This is a genomic window from Hymenobacter fodinae (assembly GCF_004745825.1).
In the GTDB taxonomy this organism is placed as follows: domain Bacteria; phylum Bacteroidota; class Bacteroidia; order Cytophagales; family Hymenobacteraceae; genus Hymenobacter; species Hymenobacter fodinae.
The window spans coordinates 498,092-515,719 of record NZ_SRLA01000004.1 but is presented as its reverse complement, the minus strand read 5'-3'; the positions used below and the strand labels follow the sequence as shown (position 1 = coordinate 515,719).

General features: G+C 54.0%; 30 protein-coding genes. 27 read left to right on the top strand and 3 right to left on the bottom strand.

Annotated features, from left to right (window positions below; genetic code table 11):
- Nucleotides 1–14: 14 nt before the first annotated feature.
- Nucleotides 15–1,160 (bottom strand): mechanosensitive ion channel family protein, encoded by a 1,146-nt coding sequence (locus tag EU556_RS20100; RefSeq protein ID WP_135435927.1) that lies wholly within the window; start codon nucleotides 1,158–1,160, stop codon nucleotides 15–17.
- 135 nt (nucleotides 1,161–1,295) lie between these two features.
- Complete coding sequence (locus EU556_RS20095) at nucleotides 1,296–2,525, bottom strand: Glu/Leu/Phe/Val dehydrogenase dimerization domain-containing protein (protein WP_135435926.1); 1,230 nt, start codon at nucleotides 2,523–2,525, stop codon at nucleotides 1,296–1,298.
- A gap of 233 nt (nucleotides 2,526–2,758) precedes the next feature.
- On the opposite strand from EU556_RS20095, the gene EU556_RS20090 reads away from it, so the two are divergent.
- Nucleotides 2,759–3,067, top strand: a complete 309-nt coding sequence (locus EU556_RS20090; RefSeq protein WP_088845163.1) for an ArsR/SmtB family transcription factor — start codon at nucleotides 2,759–2,761, stop codon at nucleotides 3,065–3,067.
- A gap of 286 nt (nucleotides 3,068–3,353) precedes the next feature.
- Here the strand turns inward: EU556_RS20090 and EU556_RS20085 are convergent, their stop codons facing one another.
- The gene (locus tag EU556_RS20085) at nucleotides 3,354–3,743 is read right to left on the bottom strand and encodes a hypothetical protein (RefSeq protein WP_135435925.1); all 390 of its coding nucleotides are present in this window, start codon (nucleotides 3,741–3,743) and stop codon (nucleotides 3,354–3,356) included.
- Nucleotides 3,744–4,161: 418 nt separating this feature from the next.
- Here EU556_RS20085 and EU556_RS20080 point away from each other — a divergent pair, with 418 nt between their 5' ends.
- From EU556_RS20080 to EU556_RS19960, 26 genes are all read left to right on the top strand, one after another.
- The gene (locus EU556_RS20080; RefSeq protein WP_135435924.1) at nucleotides 4,162–4,500 is read left to right on the top strand and encodes a hypothetical protein; all 339 of its coding nucleotides are present in this window, start codon (nucleotides 4,162–4,164) and stop codon (nucleotides 4,498–4,500) included.
- Nucleotides 4,501–4,524: 24 nt separating this feature from the next.
- Nucleotides 4,525–5,244 (top strand): Rha family transcriptional regulator, encoded by a 720-nt coding sequence (locus EU556_RS20075; RefSeq protein WP_135435923.1) that lies wholly within the window; start codon nucleotides 4,525–4,527, stop codon nucleotides 5,242–5,244.
- Between the two features lie 3 nt (nucleotides 5,245–5,247).
- Entirely contained in the window at nucleotides 5,248–5,568 is a 321-nt protein-coding gene (locus tag EU556_RS20070) for a hypothetical protein (RefSeq protein ID WP_135435922.1), read from the top strand.
- 137 nt (nucleotides 5,569–5,705) lie between these two features.
- Nucleotides 5,706–6,455 (top strand): methyltransferase, encoded by a 750-nt coding sequence (locus EU556_RS20065; RefSeq protein WP_135435921.1) that lies wholly within the window; start codon nucleotides 5,706–5,708, stop codon nucleotides 6,453–6,455.
- A gap of 27 nt (nucleotides 6,456–6,482) precedes the next feature.
- Complete coding sequence (locus EU556_RS20060; protein WP_135435920.1) at nucleotides 6,483–6,821, top strand: hypothetical protein; 339 nt, start codon at nucleotides 6,483–6,485, stop codon at nucleotides 6,819–6,821.
- Between the two features lie 33 nt (nucleotides 6,822–6,854).
- Nucleotides 6,855–7,031, top strand: coding sequence for a hypothetical protein (locus tag EU556_RS26150; protein ID WP_167855654.1), 177 nt, complete (start codon nucleotides 6,855–6,857; stop codon nucleotides 7,029–7,031).
- Between the two features lie 75 nt (nucleotides 7,032–7,106).
- Nucleotides 7,107–7,346 (top strand): hypothetical protein, encoded by a 240-nt coding sequence (locus tag EU556_RS20055; protein ID WP_135435919.1) that lies wholly within the window; start codon nucleotides 7,107–7,109, stop codon nucleotides 7,344–7,346.
- An 11-nt stretch (nucleotides 7,347–7,357) separates the two neighbouring features.
- On the top strand, nucleotides 7,358–7,630 hold the full coding sequence (locus EU556_RS20050) for a hypothetical protein (RefSeq protein WP_135435918.1): 273 nt from the start codon (nucleotides 7,358–7,360) through the stop codon (nucleotides 7,628–7,630).
- Nucleotides 7,631–7,634: 4 nt separating this feature from the next.
- Nucleotides 7,635–8,039 (top strand): hypothetical protein, encoded by a 405-nt coding sequence (locus EU556_RS20045; RefSeq protein WP_135435917.1) that lies wholly within the window; start codon nucleotides 7,635–7,637, stop codon nucleotides 8,037–8,039.
- A 4-nt stretch (nucleotides 8,040–8,043) separates the two neighbouring features.
- On the top strand, nucleotides 8,044–8,316 hold the full coding sequence (locus EU556_RS20040) for a hypothetical protein (protein WP_135435916.1): 273 nt from the start codon (nucleotides 8,044–8,046) through the stop codon (nucleotides 8,314–8,316).
- Between the two features lie 283 nt (nucleotides 8,317–8,599).
- Nucleotides 8,600–8,764, top strand: a complete 165-nt coding sequence (locus EU556_RS26145; protein ID WP_167855653.1) for a hypothetical protein — start codon at nucleotides 8,600–8,602, stop codon at nucleotides 8,762–8,764.
- A 234-nt stretch (nucleotides 8,765–8,998) separates the two neighbouring features.
- On the top strand, nucleotides 8,999–9,385 hold the full coding sequence (locus EU556_RS20030) for a DUF551 domain-containing protein (RefSeq protein WP_167855652.1): 387 nt from the start codon (nucleotides 8,999–9,001) through the stop codon (nucleotides 9,383–9,385).
- Between the two features lie 306 nt (nucleotides 9,386–9,691).
- Entirely contained in the window at nucleotides 9,692–10,567 is an 876-nt protein-coding gene (locus tag EU556_RS20025; protein WP_135435913.1) for an adenine nucleotide alpha hydrolase family protein, read from the top strand.
- A 236-nt stretch (nucleotides 10,568–10,803) separates the two neighbouring features.
- A complete protein-coding gene (locus EU556_RS20020; RefSeq protein WP_135435912.1) occupies nucleotides 10,804–11,064 on the top strand; it encodes a hypothetical protein in 261 nt (86 codons plus the stop codon).
- A complete protein-coding gene (locus EU556_RS20015) occupies nucleotides 11,061–11,567 on the top strand; it encodes a hypothetical protein (RefSeq protein WP_135435911.1) in 507 nt (168 codons plus the stop codon). Before EU556_RS20020 ends, EU556_RS20015 begins: the two co-directional genes overlap by 4 nt.
- A gap of 2 nt (nucleotides 11,568–11,569) precedes the next feature.
- Nucleotides 11,570–11,812, top strand: a complete 243-nt coding sequence (locus EU556_RS20010) for a hypothetical protein (protein ID WP_135435910.1) — start codon at nucleotides 11,570–11,572, stop codon at nucleotides 11,810–11,812.
- 2 nt (nucleotides 11,813–11,814) lie between these two features.
- Complete coding sequence (locus EU556_RS20005; RefSeq protein ID WP_135435909.1) at nucleotides 11,815–12,429, top strand: nucleoside triphosphate pyrophosphohydrolase family protein; 615 nt, start codon at nucleotides 11,815–11,817, stop codon at nucleotides 12,427–12,429.
- A gap of 158 nt (nucleotides 12,430–12,587) precedes the next feature.
- Nucleotides 12,588–12,941 (top strand): hypothetical protein, encoded by a 354-nt coding sequence (locus EU556_RS20000; RefSeq protein WP_135435908.1) that lies wholly within the window; start codon nucleotides 12,588–12,590, stop codon nucleotides 12,939–12,941.
- A gap of 270 nt (nucleotides 12,942–13,211) precedes the next feature.
- Entirely contained in the window at nucleotides 13,212–13,907 is a 696-nt protein-coding gene (locus EU556_RS19995) for a GIY-YIG nuclease family protein (protein ID WP_135435907.1), read from the top strand.
- A complete protein-coding gene (locus EU556_RS19990) occupies nucleotides 13,904–14,926 on the top strand; it encodes a hypothetical protein (protein ID WP_135435906.1) in 1,023 nt (340 codons plus the stop codon). The genes EU556_RS19995 and EU556_RS19990 overlap by 4 nt, the downstream gene beginning before the upstream one ends.
- Nucleotides 14,898–15,752: a hypothetical protein gene (locus tag EU556_RS19985; RefSeq protein WP_135435905.1), complete on the top strand. Its 855-nt coding sequence runs from the start codon at nucleotides 14,898–14,900 to the stop codon at nucleotides 15,750–15,752. Before EU556_RS19990 ends, EU556_RS19985 begins: the two co-directional genes overlap by 29 nt.
- Before the next feature lie 3 nt (nucleotides 15,753–15,755).
- Nucleotides 15,756–15,962, top strand: coding sequence for a hypothetical protein (locus EU556_RS19980; RefSeq protein WP_135435904.1), 207 nt, complete (start codon nucleotides 15,756–15,758; stop codon nucleotides 15,960–15,962).
- Between the two features lie 3 nt (nucleotides 15,963–15,965).
- Entirely contained in the window at nucleotides 15,966–16,394 is a 429-nt protein-coding gene (locus EU556_RS19975; RefSeq protein WP_135435903.1) for a hypothetical protein, read from the top strand.
- A 42-nt stretch (nucleotides 16,395–16,436) separates the two neighbouring features.
- A complete protein-coding gene (locus EU556_RS19970) occupies nucleotides 16,437–16,700 on the top strand; it encodes a hypothetical protein (protein WP_135435902.1) in 264 nt (87 codons plus the stop codon).
- Nucleotides 16,701–16,726: 26 nt separating this feature from the next.
- Nucleotides 16,727–17,308 (top strand): hypothetical protein, encoded by a 582-nt coding sequence (locus EU556_RS19965; RefSeq protein ID WP_135435901.1) that lies wholly within the window; start codon nucleotides 16,727–16,729, stop codon nucleotides 17,306–17,308.
- On the top strand, nucleotides 17,305–17,592 hold the full coding sequence (locus EU556_RS19960) for a hypothetical protein (RefSeq protein WP_135435900.1): 288 nt from the start codon (nucleotides 17,305–17,307) through the stop codon (nucleotides 17,590–17,592). Before EU556_RS19965 ends, EU556_RS19960 begins: the two co-directional genes overlap by 4 nt.
- Nucleotides 17,593–17,628: the final 36 nt, after the last annotated feature.

Genomic DNA, 17,628 nt, shown 5'->3' with positions numbered 1-17,628 from the left:
CGAGAGCGGCCTGATTAGACTACGGGTGTGCCTACCGGATTGAGGCTATCAAAGCGGCCGCCGGTGGTGAGTTGCACTACAGTATTACCGGTACTGGCGAAGGCGCCGCCCGCTTGCTCCACCACTTCAACTAAGCGGTAATTAAGGTCTTGCTTTACCCGTAAGTACTCGTCGTAGCTGGTGGTTTCCACGAAGTACTGCACCGTTACCTCTTTCGCGGCGGGAGTAAGGGCGGAGAATTGCATTTGCACCTCTTGCGTCACCAAGGGGTTGTCTTGAATAGCGCGCGTCCCTTCCTCTACTATTCGGTGCAGTTGTTGACTGGTAGTAGTATGACTTAAAGCTAAGGTGAAGTTGACCCGGCGGGCTGTCCGTAACGAAAGGTTGTCCAGGGGCTTGTCAATCATGGCCTTATTAGGCACTGTGACATAGCTCTTTTCTGCCGTGCGCAGGCGGGTGCTACGGAAGCCTACCTTCTCTACGGTACCCGTCACAGCGCCTACTTCCACTAAGTCGCCCACGGCAAAGGGCCGGTCGAGGAAGATAGTGAAGGAAGCAATCAGGTTCTCCAGGCTTTCCTTTGCGGCGAAGGCCACGGCTAGGCCACCGATGCCCAGGCCCCCAATGAGAGCCGTAACGTTGACACCAAATACTTTGCTCAAGAGTACTAGGAAGGCCATTGTCAGGACCAAGACCTTGAGCAAGTCTTTGGCGAAAGGAATCAACTGGTTGTTGAGACGAGAGACGTTGGTTTCGGCTTTCCGCTGGAATACCAACACCAAAAAGTCTACCACGCGCAAGGCTATCCAGGCCATTCCGGTAATCAGGCCTACTTGGTACAGGCGGAACAGGGCAACTTTCGGCCACGGCTCATGGCGCGTGATTTCGGAGCTCCGGACCGGGTAATCCAGCACCTGAAACGCCAAGTAAATTGTGACGAAGAAAACCACGATTGATACCGGCTGAATCAACAAAGCCTGAAATTGGGCCTCGCTCACGCCCTCCGTCCGCTTTCGAATGAAACGGAAGACCAGCTTGGAGAGCAGCCGCGAAAGCAGCGTTTTAAAGACGTAGCCAAACAGCAGAATACCGACGCACGTCAGGTAGGCACCCACGTTGTTGCCGAGAATGCGCAGGTTCAGAAATTCCTGAAGATTCATTGGTGAGGGTCTTGGGAGCTTAGGGACTTAGGGCCTTAGAAACTCAGCAGCTTGGTTTTCAACCCTGGCAACAGAATGTCATTGCCAGGGTTGAATATCAACCAAAATGCTAAGCCCCTAAGACTCCAAACCCCACTATACTAACTGCCGCAGTGCCATTTCAAACGACTTCTGCGCGATACCCGTGCGAGCCTCGCTCTGATGGCGCGTACGCTCCAGCGCTGAGCGAATAATGCGCGAAGTGTCTTGGAAAATAGCTTGGTCGGTGATTTCGGCGTTGGACTCCATCAGGTAAGCAAATACCCGGGCCATGCCGCAGTTGGCAATAAAATCGGGGATGACGCTGGTGTGGTCGTCGGCAAACTCGCCGGTGGGGCCGAAGAAGATTTCGGGGTCCTGGAAGGGCACATTGGCGCCGCAGGAAATCACCTCTAGGCCACCCGCCACCAGCGCATCAACTTGCCCGCGAGTAACGAGGCGAGAAGCCGCCGCCGGAATAAAAATCTCCGCACCCGAAGACCATACGCGCTGGTTAACCTCCTCGAAGGAAAGCAAATTGTCGGCGGTCAAGGCATTGCCATCACGGTTCAGGAACAACGCCCGGATTTCCTCTAGTGAGAGACCATCTTCCTTGAGTAGGCCACCTGCCCGGTCGATGATGCCGGTGATGCGGGCTCCTTGCGTAGCCAAGTAGTAGGCTGCTGCCGCGCCTACGTTGCCCCAGCCCTGAATAATGGCCCGTTTGCCGGCTACTGAGCGGCCGCCCCACAGCTCATAGTAATGGCGTACTGCTTCAGCTACGCCGTACCCTGTAATCAGATCAGCTACGGTGTATTTGCGGCTGAGGTCGGGGGAGAAGCTGGCATCTTCCAGCACCTTCACCACGCCCTGGCGCAACTGGCCTAGCTTCTGAATTTTCTGGGGCTCGGTAGCACGGTAGTGCCCATTTACAATGCCTTCCTGGGGGTGCCAGAGGCCGTAGTCCTCCGTGATGGGAATTACATCGTGAATTTCATCCACGTTCAGGTCGCCGCCGGTGCCATAATAATTTTTCAGCAGCGGAATAACGGCCCGGTACCAACGCTCCAGCACGCCACGCTTGCGCGGGTCCTGCGGATCGAAGTTGATACCAGATTTAGCGCCCCCAATGGCCGGACCTGAAACGGTGAACTTCACCTCCATGGTTTTGGCCAGGCTTTCTACCTCGCGCTTATCGAGGCCCTTACGCATGCGCGTGCCTCCGCCGGCGGCGCCTCCACGAAGGGAATTAATGACTACCCAGCCCTCGGCTTCGGTTTCCGAATCTTTCCATTCAAACACGATTTCGGGCCGCTTATTCTCAAATTTAGCCAGGAGCTCTTTCATACGATAGGCAAGGTGGGGTGGGAAATAGTGGGCGCAAAGGTAAGCAGCCCTCGGCAAGCCGGTTTGTCCTTTGTTGGAGCTGGTCCGTACAAGGTATGTCAGGTACAATATTCCTGCTTTTGTAAATTTTTTCGGGTGCTGGTACGTTGGCAAGGAACTTACCTGCCCTCGAATATCGTATTACCGATATTCCTGAATACCCCTCTCCCGAACAACCACCGTTGTAACTTCTTATGAAACCATTGCTTGCCCGCGTAGAATCAAAAAAGGTTGATAAGGCTGCTGCCATGCTGAAAGTGCTGGCTCACCCGAAGCGCCTAGCCATTGTAGATTTGCTTGGTAAAGAGGAAAAGATGACCGTTACGGAAATCTACCGTTCTCTCGACTTACCTCAGGCTATTGCCTCGCAGCACCTGATTACTCTGAAAGACCGCGGCATTCTGTCGTCGTTTAAAGTAGGAACCAAAATCTACTACTCCCTCTCCATCCCGAAGCTGCTCGACGTAATCGACTCACTAGAGGATTGCTGCGACTCCATGTAAGGGAGAAGGCCTGCGCTTTGGCGCACGCCCGTGGGTTTTCAGCTAGCCTACACAAAAGAGCCCGCCCGAAAGTATTTCCGGCGGGCTCTTTTGTGTTTATAGCGGTGGCCTAGGCCTATCCTAACGAGAAGACCAAAACGGAAACTGCCTTTGCTGCACTAGTGCGGAAACGCTTGGGCACTAAAAAGCCCTTACTTCCACGCCGGAGGTAAGGGCTCTTATGTAAGTGCTTGATAGTCTGCCCAGTTGTTGCGCTTCAACAACCCATGGTAATCAATCTGGTCACCTAAGCTGCTGCTTTATGCGAAGTCCCATGTACCACGTCGGGCAAGCCGTTTGGATACATAGACCGCACGCGCCCGAATCCAATGGGATTGATCGGCTCGGCAGCGACAGTTAGGGTATCAGGGGCATCGTAATGATTACCGTCGATCTTTCCCATAGACTGCAGTTGCTGCACTTGTTCTTGTAGGAAGCGAATAGTACCCTGTTGGTCTGTAATGATGCGGTGCAGTTTTTCGTTTTCGCTCTGGTGCCGTTGAGCATCCTCCTTGTATTTGTTGAGCTGCTGAATCAGCATATCCCGAAACTCCTGGTCGGTCTGCACTACGGGTAGGCCACGCTTCTTGGGTATCGGTGCATCTTCCGAGGCGTCATCCATTGGGATGTCTGGCATACCACCCCTAGGCATCACAGTAGCGCCCATCTTATTAAGGGCACCACCGGGTAGGAATTCTACTCGGTCATTTGCTTTTGTAGACTCTTGCTCAAACGGTTCGCCTTTCCCCGATAAAAGCCATGCAGCCGACAGTTTAGGCCAACGATTAGTGATCGCTTCCAGCGTGTCGAAGCTTGGCTTGCTTGGCCCCTGCATGGCCTTACGCAGAGTGTTAGGGTCAATCCCCGCCGCCTTCGCAAGTGCGGCTGGCGAATCATACCCTAAAAGATCGGGTAGAGACGCCAAACGATTGTTAACCGTTTGCATATATTTTTACGTAAAGTTTTGTGGCTGCTGATGAACTTTGGTATATTTACCAAGTGTTCTACGGCAAACGTAGGAAAGATTTACGTATTACCAAACCTTTTACGGAATAATGAAAGAGCCACCCCTGCAATCCTATCGGGCCCGGTATGCCGCATTTCTGCTTCGTTGGGCGCAGTTTAGCCCGGCCCTGCCTAAATACTATGCCGCCCTAGCCCAAGACCGCCTGCGTCAGAAGGGACACTACGGAATCACCGACCAGCAGCTGTATAGCCTTAAGAATGATGGGAATATGCCCGACAACCCGGCTATAGTAGATGTATTGGAAGAACTCGCTAAGCAGTACCATCCCGATAAAATCCGCAGCGAGAAGGACGCACGCAAGTTTTTACGCACTTGGGAGCCGCGCCCAGGGCGCAAGGTTCAAGCTGCATTGCAAGCCGCCGCATAGTTTTCACTTTCATTATATAGTCACATGGAAGATTTGGTTTTTCCAACGAAGAAAGGCAACCCAGCCACCGACTCGCTGCGAGTAGCGAAGGGCTTCTCTAAGACACACAAGAATGTGTTACGAGCCATTGACAACCTAGAATGCGACGCTGAATTCTCGCGGCTCAATTTTGCGCCGGGAACTTACACCGACCAACGCGGTAAGAAACAGCGCTGCATCATAATGACCAAAGAAGGCTTCACCATGTTGGTGATGGGTTTCACAGGCAAGCGGGCGGCTCAGTTCAAGCAGGACTACATAGAGCAGTTCAATAAGATGGAAAGCCAGTTGCGCTCCATTGAGCATGATAGCCCACTTATTAATCTGCTAGAGCACACCAGCCGGGAGGTACAGGTAGCCAACTCGAAGAGCATCAACAACCATCAGTTCCTATTAGGTGGCGTGGGCTCCGTAATTGAGTACAACCGGGCCAACTGCATAGCCCACACAGGTAAACGACCCAACGCCATTGTAAAGGAGGCCAAAGAGAAGGGCTTGCCTTCCAAGTTGCGCACGTCTGCGAAAGAGGTATTGCGCCACACGCAGCCCGCAACGGCATGTGCTATGTCCCTAGCAGATCAAATAGTACGCACTGGGCAGGGCCGTGTTACGATTGAGCAGGCTTCTGTGGTGACTACCCAAGCCGCTCAAGTATTTGCGGGCCTTTTACAACTAGGCTTTCGCCCCACACAGCTTAACGGATAAGTCATGATAACTGTATTGATCGAGGAAGGCCCTGGCGCCTTAAATGCATGTTGGCTTGATTCTGAGGCGGGGTTTAAGCTGAAAGTGGTTCCTGAGGGGTTGATTCTAAAGTTCCGTAGTGAGCCAGAGGGCCAAAAAATAGAGTTGCATATACATCCCTCTATGGTGTATATGCTGAATGACTTCTTAAAAGCTCAGCCCCACGGCACCTTTATGCCAAAGGAAGGTAAAGAGGAAAGGCTAGCGGAAATGGCGGCATTTGATAAGGAATACGATGAAAAACACGGGAATAATTTACCTAACAACTTAGCGCCTCCCTTCTAAGCAGATATTTTTTTGCCCTTTCAGGTGAAATATTTACGTAGAACATTTGGTAATTATACGTAAATATTTCACCTTTGAATCACCGCACCGGCACACCCCCAGTTGGGGGCAGCCACCACACCAGTAGCTAGAACGCCATGAAGAACATTAGCACACAAGCCGCCGAATTACTCGCCCGCTGCACGCAAACCGCAGACATGGTAACTCCCCCTGTTGAGCGGGTAGAACCTAAGTTGTACAACGAGCTCAAGAAGGTATTAGAAGCCGCTGGCGGTAAGTGGAACACCAAGCGTCAAGCCTTTCTATTTCAACGTGACCCTCGTGAGCAATTAGCCCAATTACTCGCAGGCGGAACGGTAGTAAGCACAAAGAAGGCAACGCAAGCTTTCTACACCCCTGCCGCAGTGGTGGCCCGTGTACTAGCGCATTGCCCCAACATCCGCCAAGGTGTGATTCTAGAGCCCTCTGCTGGCGAAGGCGCCATCGCTGATGCTTTGTATAAAGCAGGCGGTGACGTGGACTGCTGCGAGATAGACGCTGACAGTGTCGCTATCCTTCGGGGTAAAGGATACGATGTAATGAACTGCGACTTTCTCACCGTGAAGGCCGCCCCAGACTACCAGATGGTAGTTATGAACCCTCCTTTTACGAAGGGTCAAGACATGAAGCATGTGCGCCATGCCTTCAATTTCCTCAAGCCAGGCGGCACCCTGCTAGCCATTATGAGCCCCGCCTTCCTGCACTCAGCTAGAACAGCCTGCACTGAGTTCGCCGCTTTCGTGGAAGCCCACGGCAGAGTGGTGGAATGGTTCGAAGCGGGTGCCTTCAAAGAGAGTGGCACAAATGTGCAGACGGTACTGGTCAAGCTAACTGCCCCCAACGCCTAACCCCTCTACACACAAACAGCCCCCACCATGAACTCAGATCGCATTCAAGAATTACGCAACTACTACGGTCCAACGCAACACATAGATGAGCGCAGCGGCGCCATAGTCGAGTTGGCTGACACAGTAGATAACCTGCGCAGCATCGCCAAGGGGTACACTACTCCCTTGTTCGACCCCGCCACGGCTAAGCCCATTGAAGCCTGCTTACTCCAATTAATGCAATGCACGGCGGATGGTGACCTCATCAGCAAATCCGACCGCACATGGCTAGTAGATGCCGGGCTAGCTACTCGCGGGCACGGCTTCAATATGATTACGCCCGCTGGGGTCATGTACCTGCTTGACCTAGGCCTTATCCACCCCTAGCTGCCCCTCTACACACAAACAGCCCCGCGTGCTATGAGAAGCGCCACCGCCCCTAAGCAATGCTTTTGCATAAAGTGCCGCACTGCCTTCATCAGCTGGAAAGGCAACAAGCCCATGTGCGACAAGTGCTGGACTGCATTCACGCAGGCATGGGCCGCTGAAGATGCCCGGATCTACTACACCAGCCCGCTAGCTGGCTTCAACGACTAACCTAAAAACAAACAGCCCCGGTGCTGCTGGACACAAAACCGGGGCCATTCACTAACCTACTTAACGACTGCAAAGATGACGATTGCGCCTTCAACTATCAAGCCCCGCATCAATCCGGTAGAGCTGCGCTACCTGCGCCAATCCGTAGCCGCCTGCGCCGTGGGCTGCCGCTACCAGGCCATGCAAGCCATTGTGGTGTACGCCAAGCTGCATGACAACATGGACCTCACCGATGAGGCCGCCTACCTGGAAGCCGAGTTCAAAGCGGCTGAGGAAAACGAAACCCAGCTGCACATCAGCGCTGCCTCTCTCTAACTGATACGACTATGTGTAACTGCATTATTGATAACGAGGCCAGCACGCTCCAATGGCTGAAAGACCGGGCTGGTGAATCTGCTCTCATTGAAAAGGGAGATGCAAGTAATGGCTTTCAAAACCTAGTTGTGAACATGCGAACTGGGGTGTGGAGGGGCCACTTCGATTACAGATACAACTATCAGCGCATTAAAAAGGACAAGACGCCGGGGCGCATTGAAAAGAAGACTATCGCTGTCCACTTTACCTACTGCCCCTTTTGCGGGGTGAAGTACGAGGCCTAGCCCGATGGCAACCAGCTACCACGACCAGCAGCGCCTACGGGGGCTACTCTACCAGACAGAAGGCAAGTTCGCCGCCTGGGAAGCGCTGGCCCTGCTGCCGAAGAACGTCAACCCCTCTGAGTGGCAAGACCGGCTGCGAGTAGCGCAAACCATACACGCGCTGCGCTGCGGAAGAGAGCCCGACCTCGCTGAATTCGTGGTGCTAGCCGAGCTGCGCAAGCTCATCCTCAAGCAGACCAAGGCCAAGAACGCCATTTCGGTCTACGAGCCAGAAGAGATAGAGACGATAGAGACCAACCTGCAAACCCGCTCCGATTGGTCTGAACTCCTACGCTGGCTCAAGAATGTGCGGAAAGAAACTGACCGCCGCTACAACGAACGCCAATCCCTCCAACGACTAGCTGCTTAATCCTATGCCTACTACCGCAGAATACGCCACCGCTAACAAAGCCATTGGCGCCACCAACGCCCTCAACGAACTACGGGAGCGCCTGTTTCAGGCCGGCCTCGATACCGACTACCTAGAAGTAGTTGATGCTTTCCGCGCTGAGAAATACGAGGAAGAGCAAGCCGCCTATGCACCCATCTACGCCCATCTGGAGCAGGCCTTGCCCGATGCCGAGCTAGAGTTTATGGCCCCTGTCAAGCCTTACACGGTGCAAGTAGTCGCCTCTGCCGCCGCCTAGTCCTCTCAGTTACTCAGCTTTCTAAAGTGCCTACAAGTATGACAATGTACACTCGCCACATGGGATTGAGCGTCGAAGGTGCTCTCCGCAACATGACTAAGAGTCAACTAAAAAACCTCTTTACGGACACTGAAACAGGTCGTGACCTAACAGCCCAAGAAGCCAAAGAGGAATTGCGACAGGCTCAACGGGAGGGCAAGCGAGTCCTGCCTATGGGGGACTGTGATAAGTGGGATTATCAAACGGGGTGCCCAGGCCATCCCATGCCAGAAGCCAACTAGCCATGGCCCTCCCCACCAAGAAAGACTACCAGCTCCCCACCCTAGGGGAGCACATCACGGCCAAGAAACGAGCCTACCAACAGGCGGTAGTACTGCCCACTGCGGCTACCAATCCTGGCCTACCCAACGATCAGCCTACCATCCTCTCGCTGCATCGTCGCCGCTAATGAAACGAGCCAGCAGATACGACCTGCTGGCTCTGGTACTCCACTAATAACAATACGAAGGTAATGAGCAATACAATAGAGCAATTAGAGCACGTAAAGAAGCTGATAGGCCAGGGCAAAGGCCGGCTAGTACCTCGTAGCCTAGTATGTGATGCTCTCAGTGGAATTATCGCTCTCTCGTCCCACCCCACCACGGTAGCGCCAGCACTCGAAAACGCAATAAGTGTTCTTGAGATGCTAGGCAGACACGATGTTGCAACGCCTCTCCGTGCCCTAGCCCAACAGCCCACCACGGTAGCGCCAGAAGTAGAGAAGTGGGTGAGTGTAGAGGATAGGTTGCCGGAGATACTGCCTGATAAAGTTACCTACGGCAGCGCCCCCGATGAAGATGATTACGACGAAGAGGATGCACTGAATGTGCGTCGGTCTGAAGAGGTGCTAGTGTATGCCCGCCCATTCAGCAACTCAAGCGAGTTCAAGGTGCTGGTGGCGGTATGCAAAGGTTATGGCACTAACTGGGAATTACTAGAGGACGGTTGGTGCCTATGGGAAGTAACTCACTGGCAACCACTCCCCCAGGCCCCCACAGTAGGAAAGAAAGGAGGGGTGGAAGGTGAGTAAGCCAGAGACCTGCAAGTGTACGCGGTGCCGCAATGTGCATCCCTACGATGAACGGGTTTGGGTGCCCACAAAAGACCCAGTAGTGCGTGACTTAGCCTGCCCGCGCTGTGGTGGGAAATCTTACTACAAAGTAAAACCTGCCACCCTATGAGAGCCCTAGAAACCCGCCCCGTGCAGCGCATCCTACCGCTCCCCTTGGTGCTGTTAGGTACCGCCTTCTTCGCCCTACTGGGTTCACTGCTACATCTCTGATCTATGGGTATTCCACGAGTAATATCAGATAGCAGCGGCCGCAGCTCAGGTGTCATGACGTACCTGGAAATACAGAAAGGCTTAGGCCCTGATGACTACATCTTGTTTGTCAATACAGGCTGGGAGGATAACCGCAGTCTTGACTTCCTCCGCGATCAGCAACTGTATTGGGGGGCTCCCATTCGCTACCTAGAGTACTGCGCTGTTAATGGGTGGAAGGAAGTAACCTATGACACCTGCGCCCGAGTAGACTGGTTTAGTACCGATGTAGCCTACCTCCGGCAAGCCATTGCTAATTCCCCCTTTTGGCGTCGGATCATGGCCGCGTATCTCTCCCCTGGCAAGCCCCGTGATAACAAAGCTAAAGCCAGAGCAGCAAAAGGTTACCCACTGTTCCAGGAGCCCAATCGGATACGAGAGGTGCTGATGCTGCCCAATATTGCGGCTAAGTTCTGCACCCAAGAATTGAAGGTGCGTGTGATGCGCGACTTTATGCGCAGTCAAGGATACACACACTGGCAAATGGTGCAAGGTATTCGTGCTGACGAGCCCCACCGGCTACACAAGAGCAAGGATAGCAAAGAGCCCCGCTGGGACAATGTTTACCCTCTAGCCGACGCAGGTATCACAGAAAAGGATGTACGGGCTTTTTGGAGACGCCAACCCTTTGATCTGCAGCTTGAAAGCTACGAGGGTAATTGCCGCTTCTGCTTTGAAAAGAACAAGGCAAAACTGCAGCTCTTAACCGATGAGACCCCTATTGCAGCGCAAGTGCTTGCCGAGACAGAAGAAGCTACTCGCACCACCTTCATTGATAAGCTCCCGCTGCAAGCATTTCTCAACCGTGTTGGCCGGCGCCCCATTGAAGACCAGCGCCGCGCCTTACTAGAAGCCCCACCTCAACCTATTAGCTGCTTCTGCGGCGATTAACTCTATGGGCCGCAACTACTATGGACTGCCGGGCGGGACACGCAACCCGTTCGGCAGCACGGGCCACCGCCCGAAGTCGGAGCCGAAGAAGCAAACTGAACGCCTGCCACCCTTCCCAAGCCGCCTGGCGCTGCTAGAGTCCTTGGTAGCTAAGCTAGGACAGGAAGCCCTCAGTAAACCAGAGGCATGGGCAACCGCTGCTTATGATGAATGGGAGTGGCTTAAACCGAAACGTGATGCCGCCCAAGTCAAGCAAGCCAAAAGCCGCCGAGCCTAACCCGCCGAGCCCGCTGTGTGGCCTCTATCAGTGCCACACCGACCAACTGGTGTACAGAGTCACCCACACTGACCGGTCCAATACCACCCTGCAAATGCAACGCCGACTGCCCACAGAAACCGCGTGGCGCCCGGCCTATCCCATCAACCCCGATGCTTACCCCAACCAGCTGCAGCGCCTGCTGGACTTCGGAAGCTTCACCAGAATCATTGAATCATGAGTACCCTGAAAACCCTGGGCATGGCGCCTGCTACGCCCGCCGCCCTCTTTGCCACCACTACGGCAGAAGCACCAATTACCATGGCCCAACGCTCCCGCGCTACTGGCCGCATCCATACGCACCGCCCACGCCCTACCAACAACCTCGACCCTGAGAAGCGCCAACGTGCTGGGGCGTTGATCGAACTGATGGCTGGCTCGGCCTTCTCCTTGGACTACAGCCTGCGCCAGATGACCTACCTCGGCGTGATGAAGCAGGCGGCCAAACAACAGCTAGGCCTTACCACCGCCCACGTCGATAAGCTGATGGTCGCCATACAGGCGCATTTCGGGCTAGAGGATTCAGACTACTTCAACCAGCTCAGCGACTCAGTAGGGGAGGCCCTGCGCCTCTTCTGCAGCCTGGATGCTGGCCAGAAGCAAGCCGCCATGACACACATGCAGGAGATGGCAAAAGCCAACCTCGTGTACATCCCAGCCCCCACCCCTTATTCAGAAGACTAGCCATGCCTACCAAGAACACCCTCACTGAGCAGCGCCGCGAACGAGCCATTGCCCGTGGTGATAAAGAACCAGAACCCAAGTTTGGATTAGCCGCCTACATGCGGGGTCTTGACTTCAACCACCCTGACCGGCTGGCCTACCTAAAGGCCACCAAGCCAGGCGCCCCAGCGGGTTCCGCCCCGCGCACCATTGCGGAACTACAAGCCTTAACAGCCACTCCTACACCTTCTAAACGTCGCCGGTAACCATGCAGACCATCAACCTACTTGAACTCATTCCCCGGTGCCATGAAGCGGCGAAAGCCAAAGGGTTTTGGGATGTACGCCCGAACGCTGGGCAACTACTAATGCTGGTTATAGGAGAATTAGGAGAGGCACAAGAAGCCGACCGAAAGGGTCGCAACGCAGGGGCGTTAGACATTGACCGCCTAGTGGCTATGTCTAACGGTACTTACCACGCGCCCCAAAGCTCAGAAGATTATCCTTGGTTCTTTAAAAGCACGGTAAAGGATACCGTAGGCGACGAATTAGCCGACGCCTATATCCGGCTCTGTGACTTCGCTGGTGGGTTTAATCTAGACTTGGCGCTAATCAGCATCCAAAAGTGCGACCCCAACCACTGGGTTATTGGAACTGACAACTTTGGCGACGCACTGCTGACTTGTGTACAGGCGGTTATGGATATGCAGAAGGTGCGGCTCCGCACCGGATTTGCCAACAACTGCATGGAAGGGCCACTGGCTGATGCGCTGACTTGGATTGAGGTATTGGCCCGTCAACATCACGTCGACCTAGCCACCCACATCGACCTAAAGCTGCGCTACAATGCCACGCGGGAACGTCTTCACGGTAAAGCCTACTAAGCCATGCTAGCTGCCTTTCTCTATCTCGCTAGCCTAGGCGGGAAACTATTCGAAGCCATTGCCCAGCGGGACCCCTCTGACACCGACAAGGCCCCACCTAGAACCCTACGAGTAGTAGTAGGAGAACCTGTAGGGGTAGGGAAGGAGGTGGTAGGGGTATGAAAACGCTTGAGCAGTACCGGTTCTACCAGTCCAATGCTGGCAAAATACGCAACCGGACAGAAGCACATATGGTGCTGTATGCCATTTGCCACTTAGCGGACCCTAGTGACCTAACTATTGAGCAGGTACACCAGCAGCTACAGGACGAATTAACGCGCTACTGTGCCGCTTACCCTTCGCATGGAACCTGCCGCATATCAGACATACAGGTTTCAACAACCATCATGGGCAAGCCTCACTTGGTTACCCGACGCTTTGCCATCTATGGCCGTGGTCGGGGCATCTACACCATGTGTATAGAAGAGACGGTGCGTAAAGATGCCTCAAACGGGTATCTACCCGCCGCCTAGCCTCTTGCCTTCCCTCTACCTACCAGAAGAAAAAGAACTAGGACTAGTTGCCCTTCTGCAGTTGCTGCATGTCCTCATGAAGCAAATCCCTGATTAAAGCACCCAGTGGCCTCCTGCGAGCCTTCGCAAGTTCAGTGGCAGAAGTCTTCTCTTCCTCTGACTCAAAGTAGAAAGTGAAGGCTCGCAGGTTGCGGGCGGACTTATCGGATTTAGGTCGGGCTGCCATAGTCATGTGGTATTTCCACGAAGATAAACAAGAATTAACAAAGCATGGTATTTGCATTAACACTGTTAATGCAGTATCTTTATATAAACCTAAAGCATATGATGTCCCAAGCCGAACTGCACGAATACAACCAGCAGCTGGAGCAGCGCATTAGATATGCTGCTTACCACTTGCCAGGTAAGAAATTCAGCCGCTTAGCGCAGATGATGCTATCCGCTGTTTGCTCAGACTACCATGCTTCTGGTGAATACCCAGTTGATGGTAATCCGATTGCGATGGGCAAAGCTCATGGCACTACGCCTCAACTTGCTAGAAAGACTTTGATCAGTCTTATGGTAGAAGGTTGGCTGGATTCTCAAGTGGGCACTACCATGTATTGGCCTACAGGTGCAATGAGGGCCTTGTATGGCGAGGTTAACAAGACTCCACATTTAGAGAAGCTTCCTGAAGCTCCTGCTATGCCTGTATTGCCGCCAACGGCAAAACGAGCTGCTAAAGATGGGTTTGTTTATCTGATGCTTAATAAGCGCAACGGGTACTATAAAATAGGCCATTCCACGGTGCCCAAGTTTCGCGAAAAGACCCTTCAAGCCGAGGAGCCAGAAATTGAGATGCTCACGTGGTTTGTGGGTACCACTGCTAAGGAACGTGAGCTGCACGAGCTATATGCTGAGAAGCGTATCCGGGGTGAATGGTTTGCCCTTTCAGTAGAGGATGTTAACGCGCTCATGCAGTTATGAGCAGCGAAGCCAAACCCGTGTTTCCCATCTACCAAATGATGGACCGTTGGGCAGCCTTTGCCTATGCTACGCCCGAGGTTAAGTCTCATCACCACGCCCTTTACTTCGCGCTTGCCACTATCTGCAAGAACAAGGGTGGCATGAGTCGATATACGCTCCCTTACCAGACCGGGATGGAGTTATCAGGTATAGGTTCTAAGTCAACCTACTTAACAGCGCTAAAGGAACTTGAAGAATGGGGTTTTCTGACTTACACCCCAGGCGCTAACCGGTTTACTGTGCCAATTATAGAAGTCCATTTCTGTACCTCTATAGGTAATCTACTGGCCTTCTACAGGGAATCTATAGACACCTCTATCGATACCTCTATAGCTCCCTCTACTGACCGCAATAAAGAACTTATAGACTCTAAGACTAAAGAGGTAGAAGACTTAAAAACGGTTCTAGTAAACAAAGATGAAGAGTTGGCGACGCTTCGCGCCGCGCTTGCCTCGGCTCAATCTGATTTGGTCTTGATGACTGCCGAGCGGGATAAGCTGGCAGAGGAAGTTGCCACCCTGAAGACCCAGCCGCGTGGGCTTCGCACACCAGGGGGCGCGGCGGTCAACTTGGTTTTCCCTGATTGGGCTACCGACACCTTCCGCGCTGAGTGGCAACAGTGGGTGGACTTCCGGCAGGGCAAGCGCGACAAGCTTAAGCCCGCCTCCCTGCAAAAGATGCTCGACAAGCTCGGCACCTACGACGAAGAGTTCAGCAGCAGGCTCTTTGACAAGGCCATCACCAACGGCTACACCGGCCTGATTTACGAGGACACCGACCGCAAGTTTGCCGAGTACCTCGCCGCTAAACCCGAAAACGCTCACCTCAATCTCAACCGTCATGCAGCTTCAACACGCAACAACGGCTTCAACAGCGCTATCCGAGGTCAGAAGCCTGACGCCCGAGCGGGGCAAATGGCTAGCGCCCTTGCTAGCGCAGTCTTCGGAGCGAATGCCGACCGATCAGACATCCCATTCTGACAGGGTAGCCCAACACCCCGCCCTGGCGTTGCGGTTGGCACGTCGGCAGGGGGCGCTAACCCCTGAAATTGCCCGCACCTCCCCCCAAATATCCGGCTTAAGTCGGCAGGCTCCAGAAGCCACCTCCGAGGCGCTCAGCAACCTGCTCACCTTCGCCGCGGCTCAACTCAACGTGGTGCGCAACCTGACCAATGTGCAGATAGCGCTCCTAACGATGGATTTGATGAAGCGCTACTACTACTGGCGCCTGGATGAGTTCATTGTGATGCTACGCGAAGGCATTGCGGGCCGCCTAGGGGAAAAGAACCGGATACTAGACCGATTCGATGCACAGGTAGTAGGCCAGTGGTGCATTGCCTACGAAGAGCAAATACAAGCTGGCGTGATGGAAACCGACGCCAAAAACCAGCTGGCCAGCTACGCCGCTATCGAATCGGGCCGCGCCCTGAACAACGACATGTTCCGCGCCTACACTCGGTTAGCCCTGGAAACTCGCACGGATGAAGAGTTACAGGAGGGTATAGCCTGGTTTGAACGCCACCCAGAAGCCCCAGAGGCCGCCCTCAAAATCGAGGTGGCCAGAGAGGTGGTCGCCTCGCGCCAGCTAGAAGTGAAAAAGCAAGCGGAGCGCATAGAGGAAGCCCGCGCCAAGGCCCGCGCCCTCATAGGAGAGTATGACGCGGCCAACTACCCAGCCCCCGACCTAGAAGCCGAAGCCGTGAAGCACTTCGCTGCGGCCAAAGGAATACCCAAGGCTTCCGATGTGCTCAAGCCTGAGCCGCCAAAAATGGAAGTAGTACACCGCCAAGACCCTAATGCTGCCTAAGCCATGCATGAACCTGTTGCTATCGAATTAAACGGATATCGCTATGAGGCTATTCATCTGGGCCATGCCTGGGAATGGAAGCGAATCAGCCTGCAAAAACGCACTGTGGCCCACGGGCAAGATTCCGGCTGTTTTATCGGTGAATCCTTGCCGGAATCAATTCTAAAATGGCTAATGGCAATTTCTCTATCACAGTGCACTCTCTACTAAGCCATGCCCTGCGACTATTCTCAATACCCTGCTGACTGGAAAGAGCGCCGCAACCGGGTGCTAGCCCGCGCTGGTCAAATGCTCGATGACAAAGGCAGCATCTTCCGCGAAGCCACCTGTGAACACTGCGGAGTCCCCAACCACGAAGTCATTTACCGCCGCAAAGACGACCGCCTCAAGTGGCGCTACCCAAATGGCTGCGACTTAGGTGAAGATGATTCCGACTACCGGCCTACCAGTGTGGTGCTGACTATTGCCCACCTCGACCGCACCGGCCCGCCCGGCCCGAATGATGGCCCGCTGGATTGCCCCGATGACCGACTAGCGGCCCTGTGCCAGTCCTGCCACCTCTACCTCGATCGGGAACGACACCAAGCCAAGGCCCGCGCTACTAGACTAGCGAAACAGGGAGCCCTACCGCTGTTTGCCTAGCCTTCCCCCGACCATGAAGATCAACGATACCGGAAAGACGATATGCCACACATCAAAACGATTGCTGACCTGATTCAGGTAGCGAAGTCCGACAACCTGCAAACGCTGCTGATTGATGTAGCAAAGTTGCTAGCTACCGCAGTCCATGTGAAGGAAAGTGAAGAGATACCTGAGCAGATGAAAGCTGAGGTTTTAAAGGGATTCAGTGAGTTTAACTGGATTGATGACGGGAAGAACGACGTGACGCTGTCCAGTCACGATTCCAACATGCGAGTGGTGATTAAGGACAGAACACCCCTTTCCTAGCCCCCTGTAAGACAAAGAACAATCCTATGGAACAGAACAAGACCGAACGTATTTCCCAAGGGCTCCCCGCTCACACCAATGAGCCAGCCGAGTACAATGGCATTCGTGGGTACTGGGTGCAATCCGAGTGTGTGTTTATTGAAGGCCAAGACCCTAGCCAAGCTGTGATGCGGTTTCGAAAGGACTTCCCGACTGGTTCTATTGCAGTGGGCCATAACCTAGGAACAGATGGTGTTCATAGCATCAAACTTCGCAAACAGCTAACCGATGCTCAGAAGGTAGCAGAAGACGCCTTCCAGCACGCCGCCTCCCTCTCCGAACAGCTCCACCACGCCACACAGGAAGAAGAGAGGTGGGTATCTACCAAAGAGCGGTTGCCAGAGGTTGGATGGAATGACCGCCTGTCGCATCCGGTGTATGTGTATGGGCTAGGCCGCCCACCTGGCATTCGGCATTACGAACCAGGGGCGGAAAGTTGGTATGATGCTGCACACGGCTGCGACGAGCCTCGCCATTGGTATAGCCATTGGATGCCAGTACCAGCACCACCTAAGACCACCTGCCCCACCCCCTGTGGAGCGTGCAAGAAGGGAGGGGTGGAGGGATGATCATCACCTCTTTTAAAATCAGCCGCCCAGCCTTTTATGTCCGCGAAACCATAAAGGATGCGCCTGGCGAATGGAGTGGCATCAAAGGCGACTATTACCACCCAGCTGGCATTGTGGGGGCAGAGTCCATGATGAACGACAAATACAGCTATACACGGCTGGATATGTGCTACCAAGGCGTTTTCTACCGCTACGATGACGAGGTAGCCAGAAATAAAGCTGCCTTGGCGTTGGCCGCTAACCGCTTTGTAAAGCAAGTGTTGCAGAAGGGAGGGGTGGGATGACGCCAGCAATGGAGGCTCAGCTTCGAGAGAAGGGCA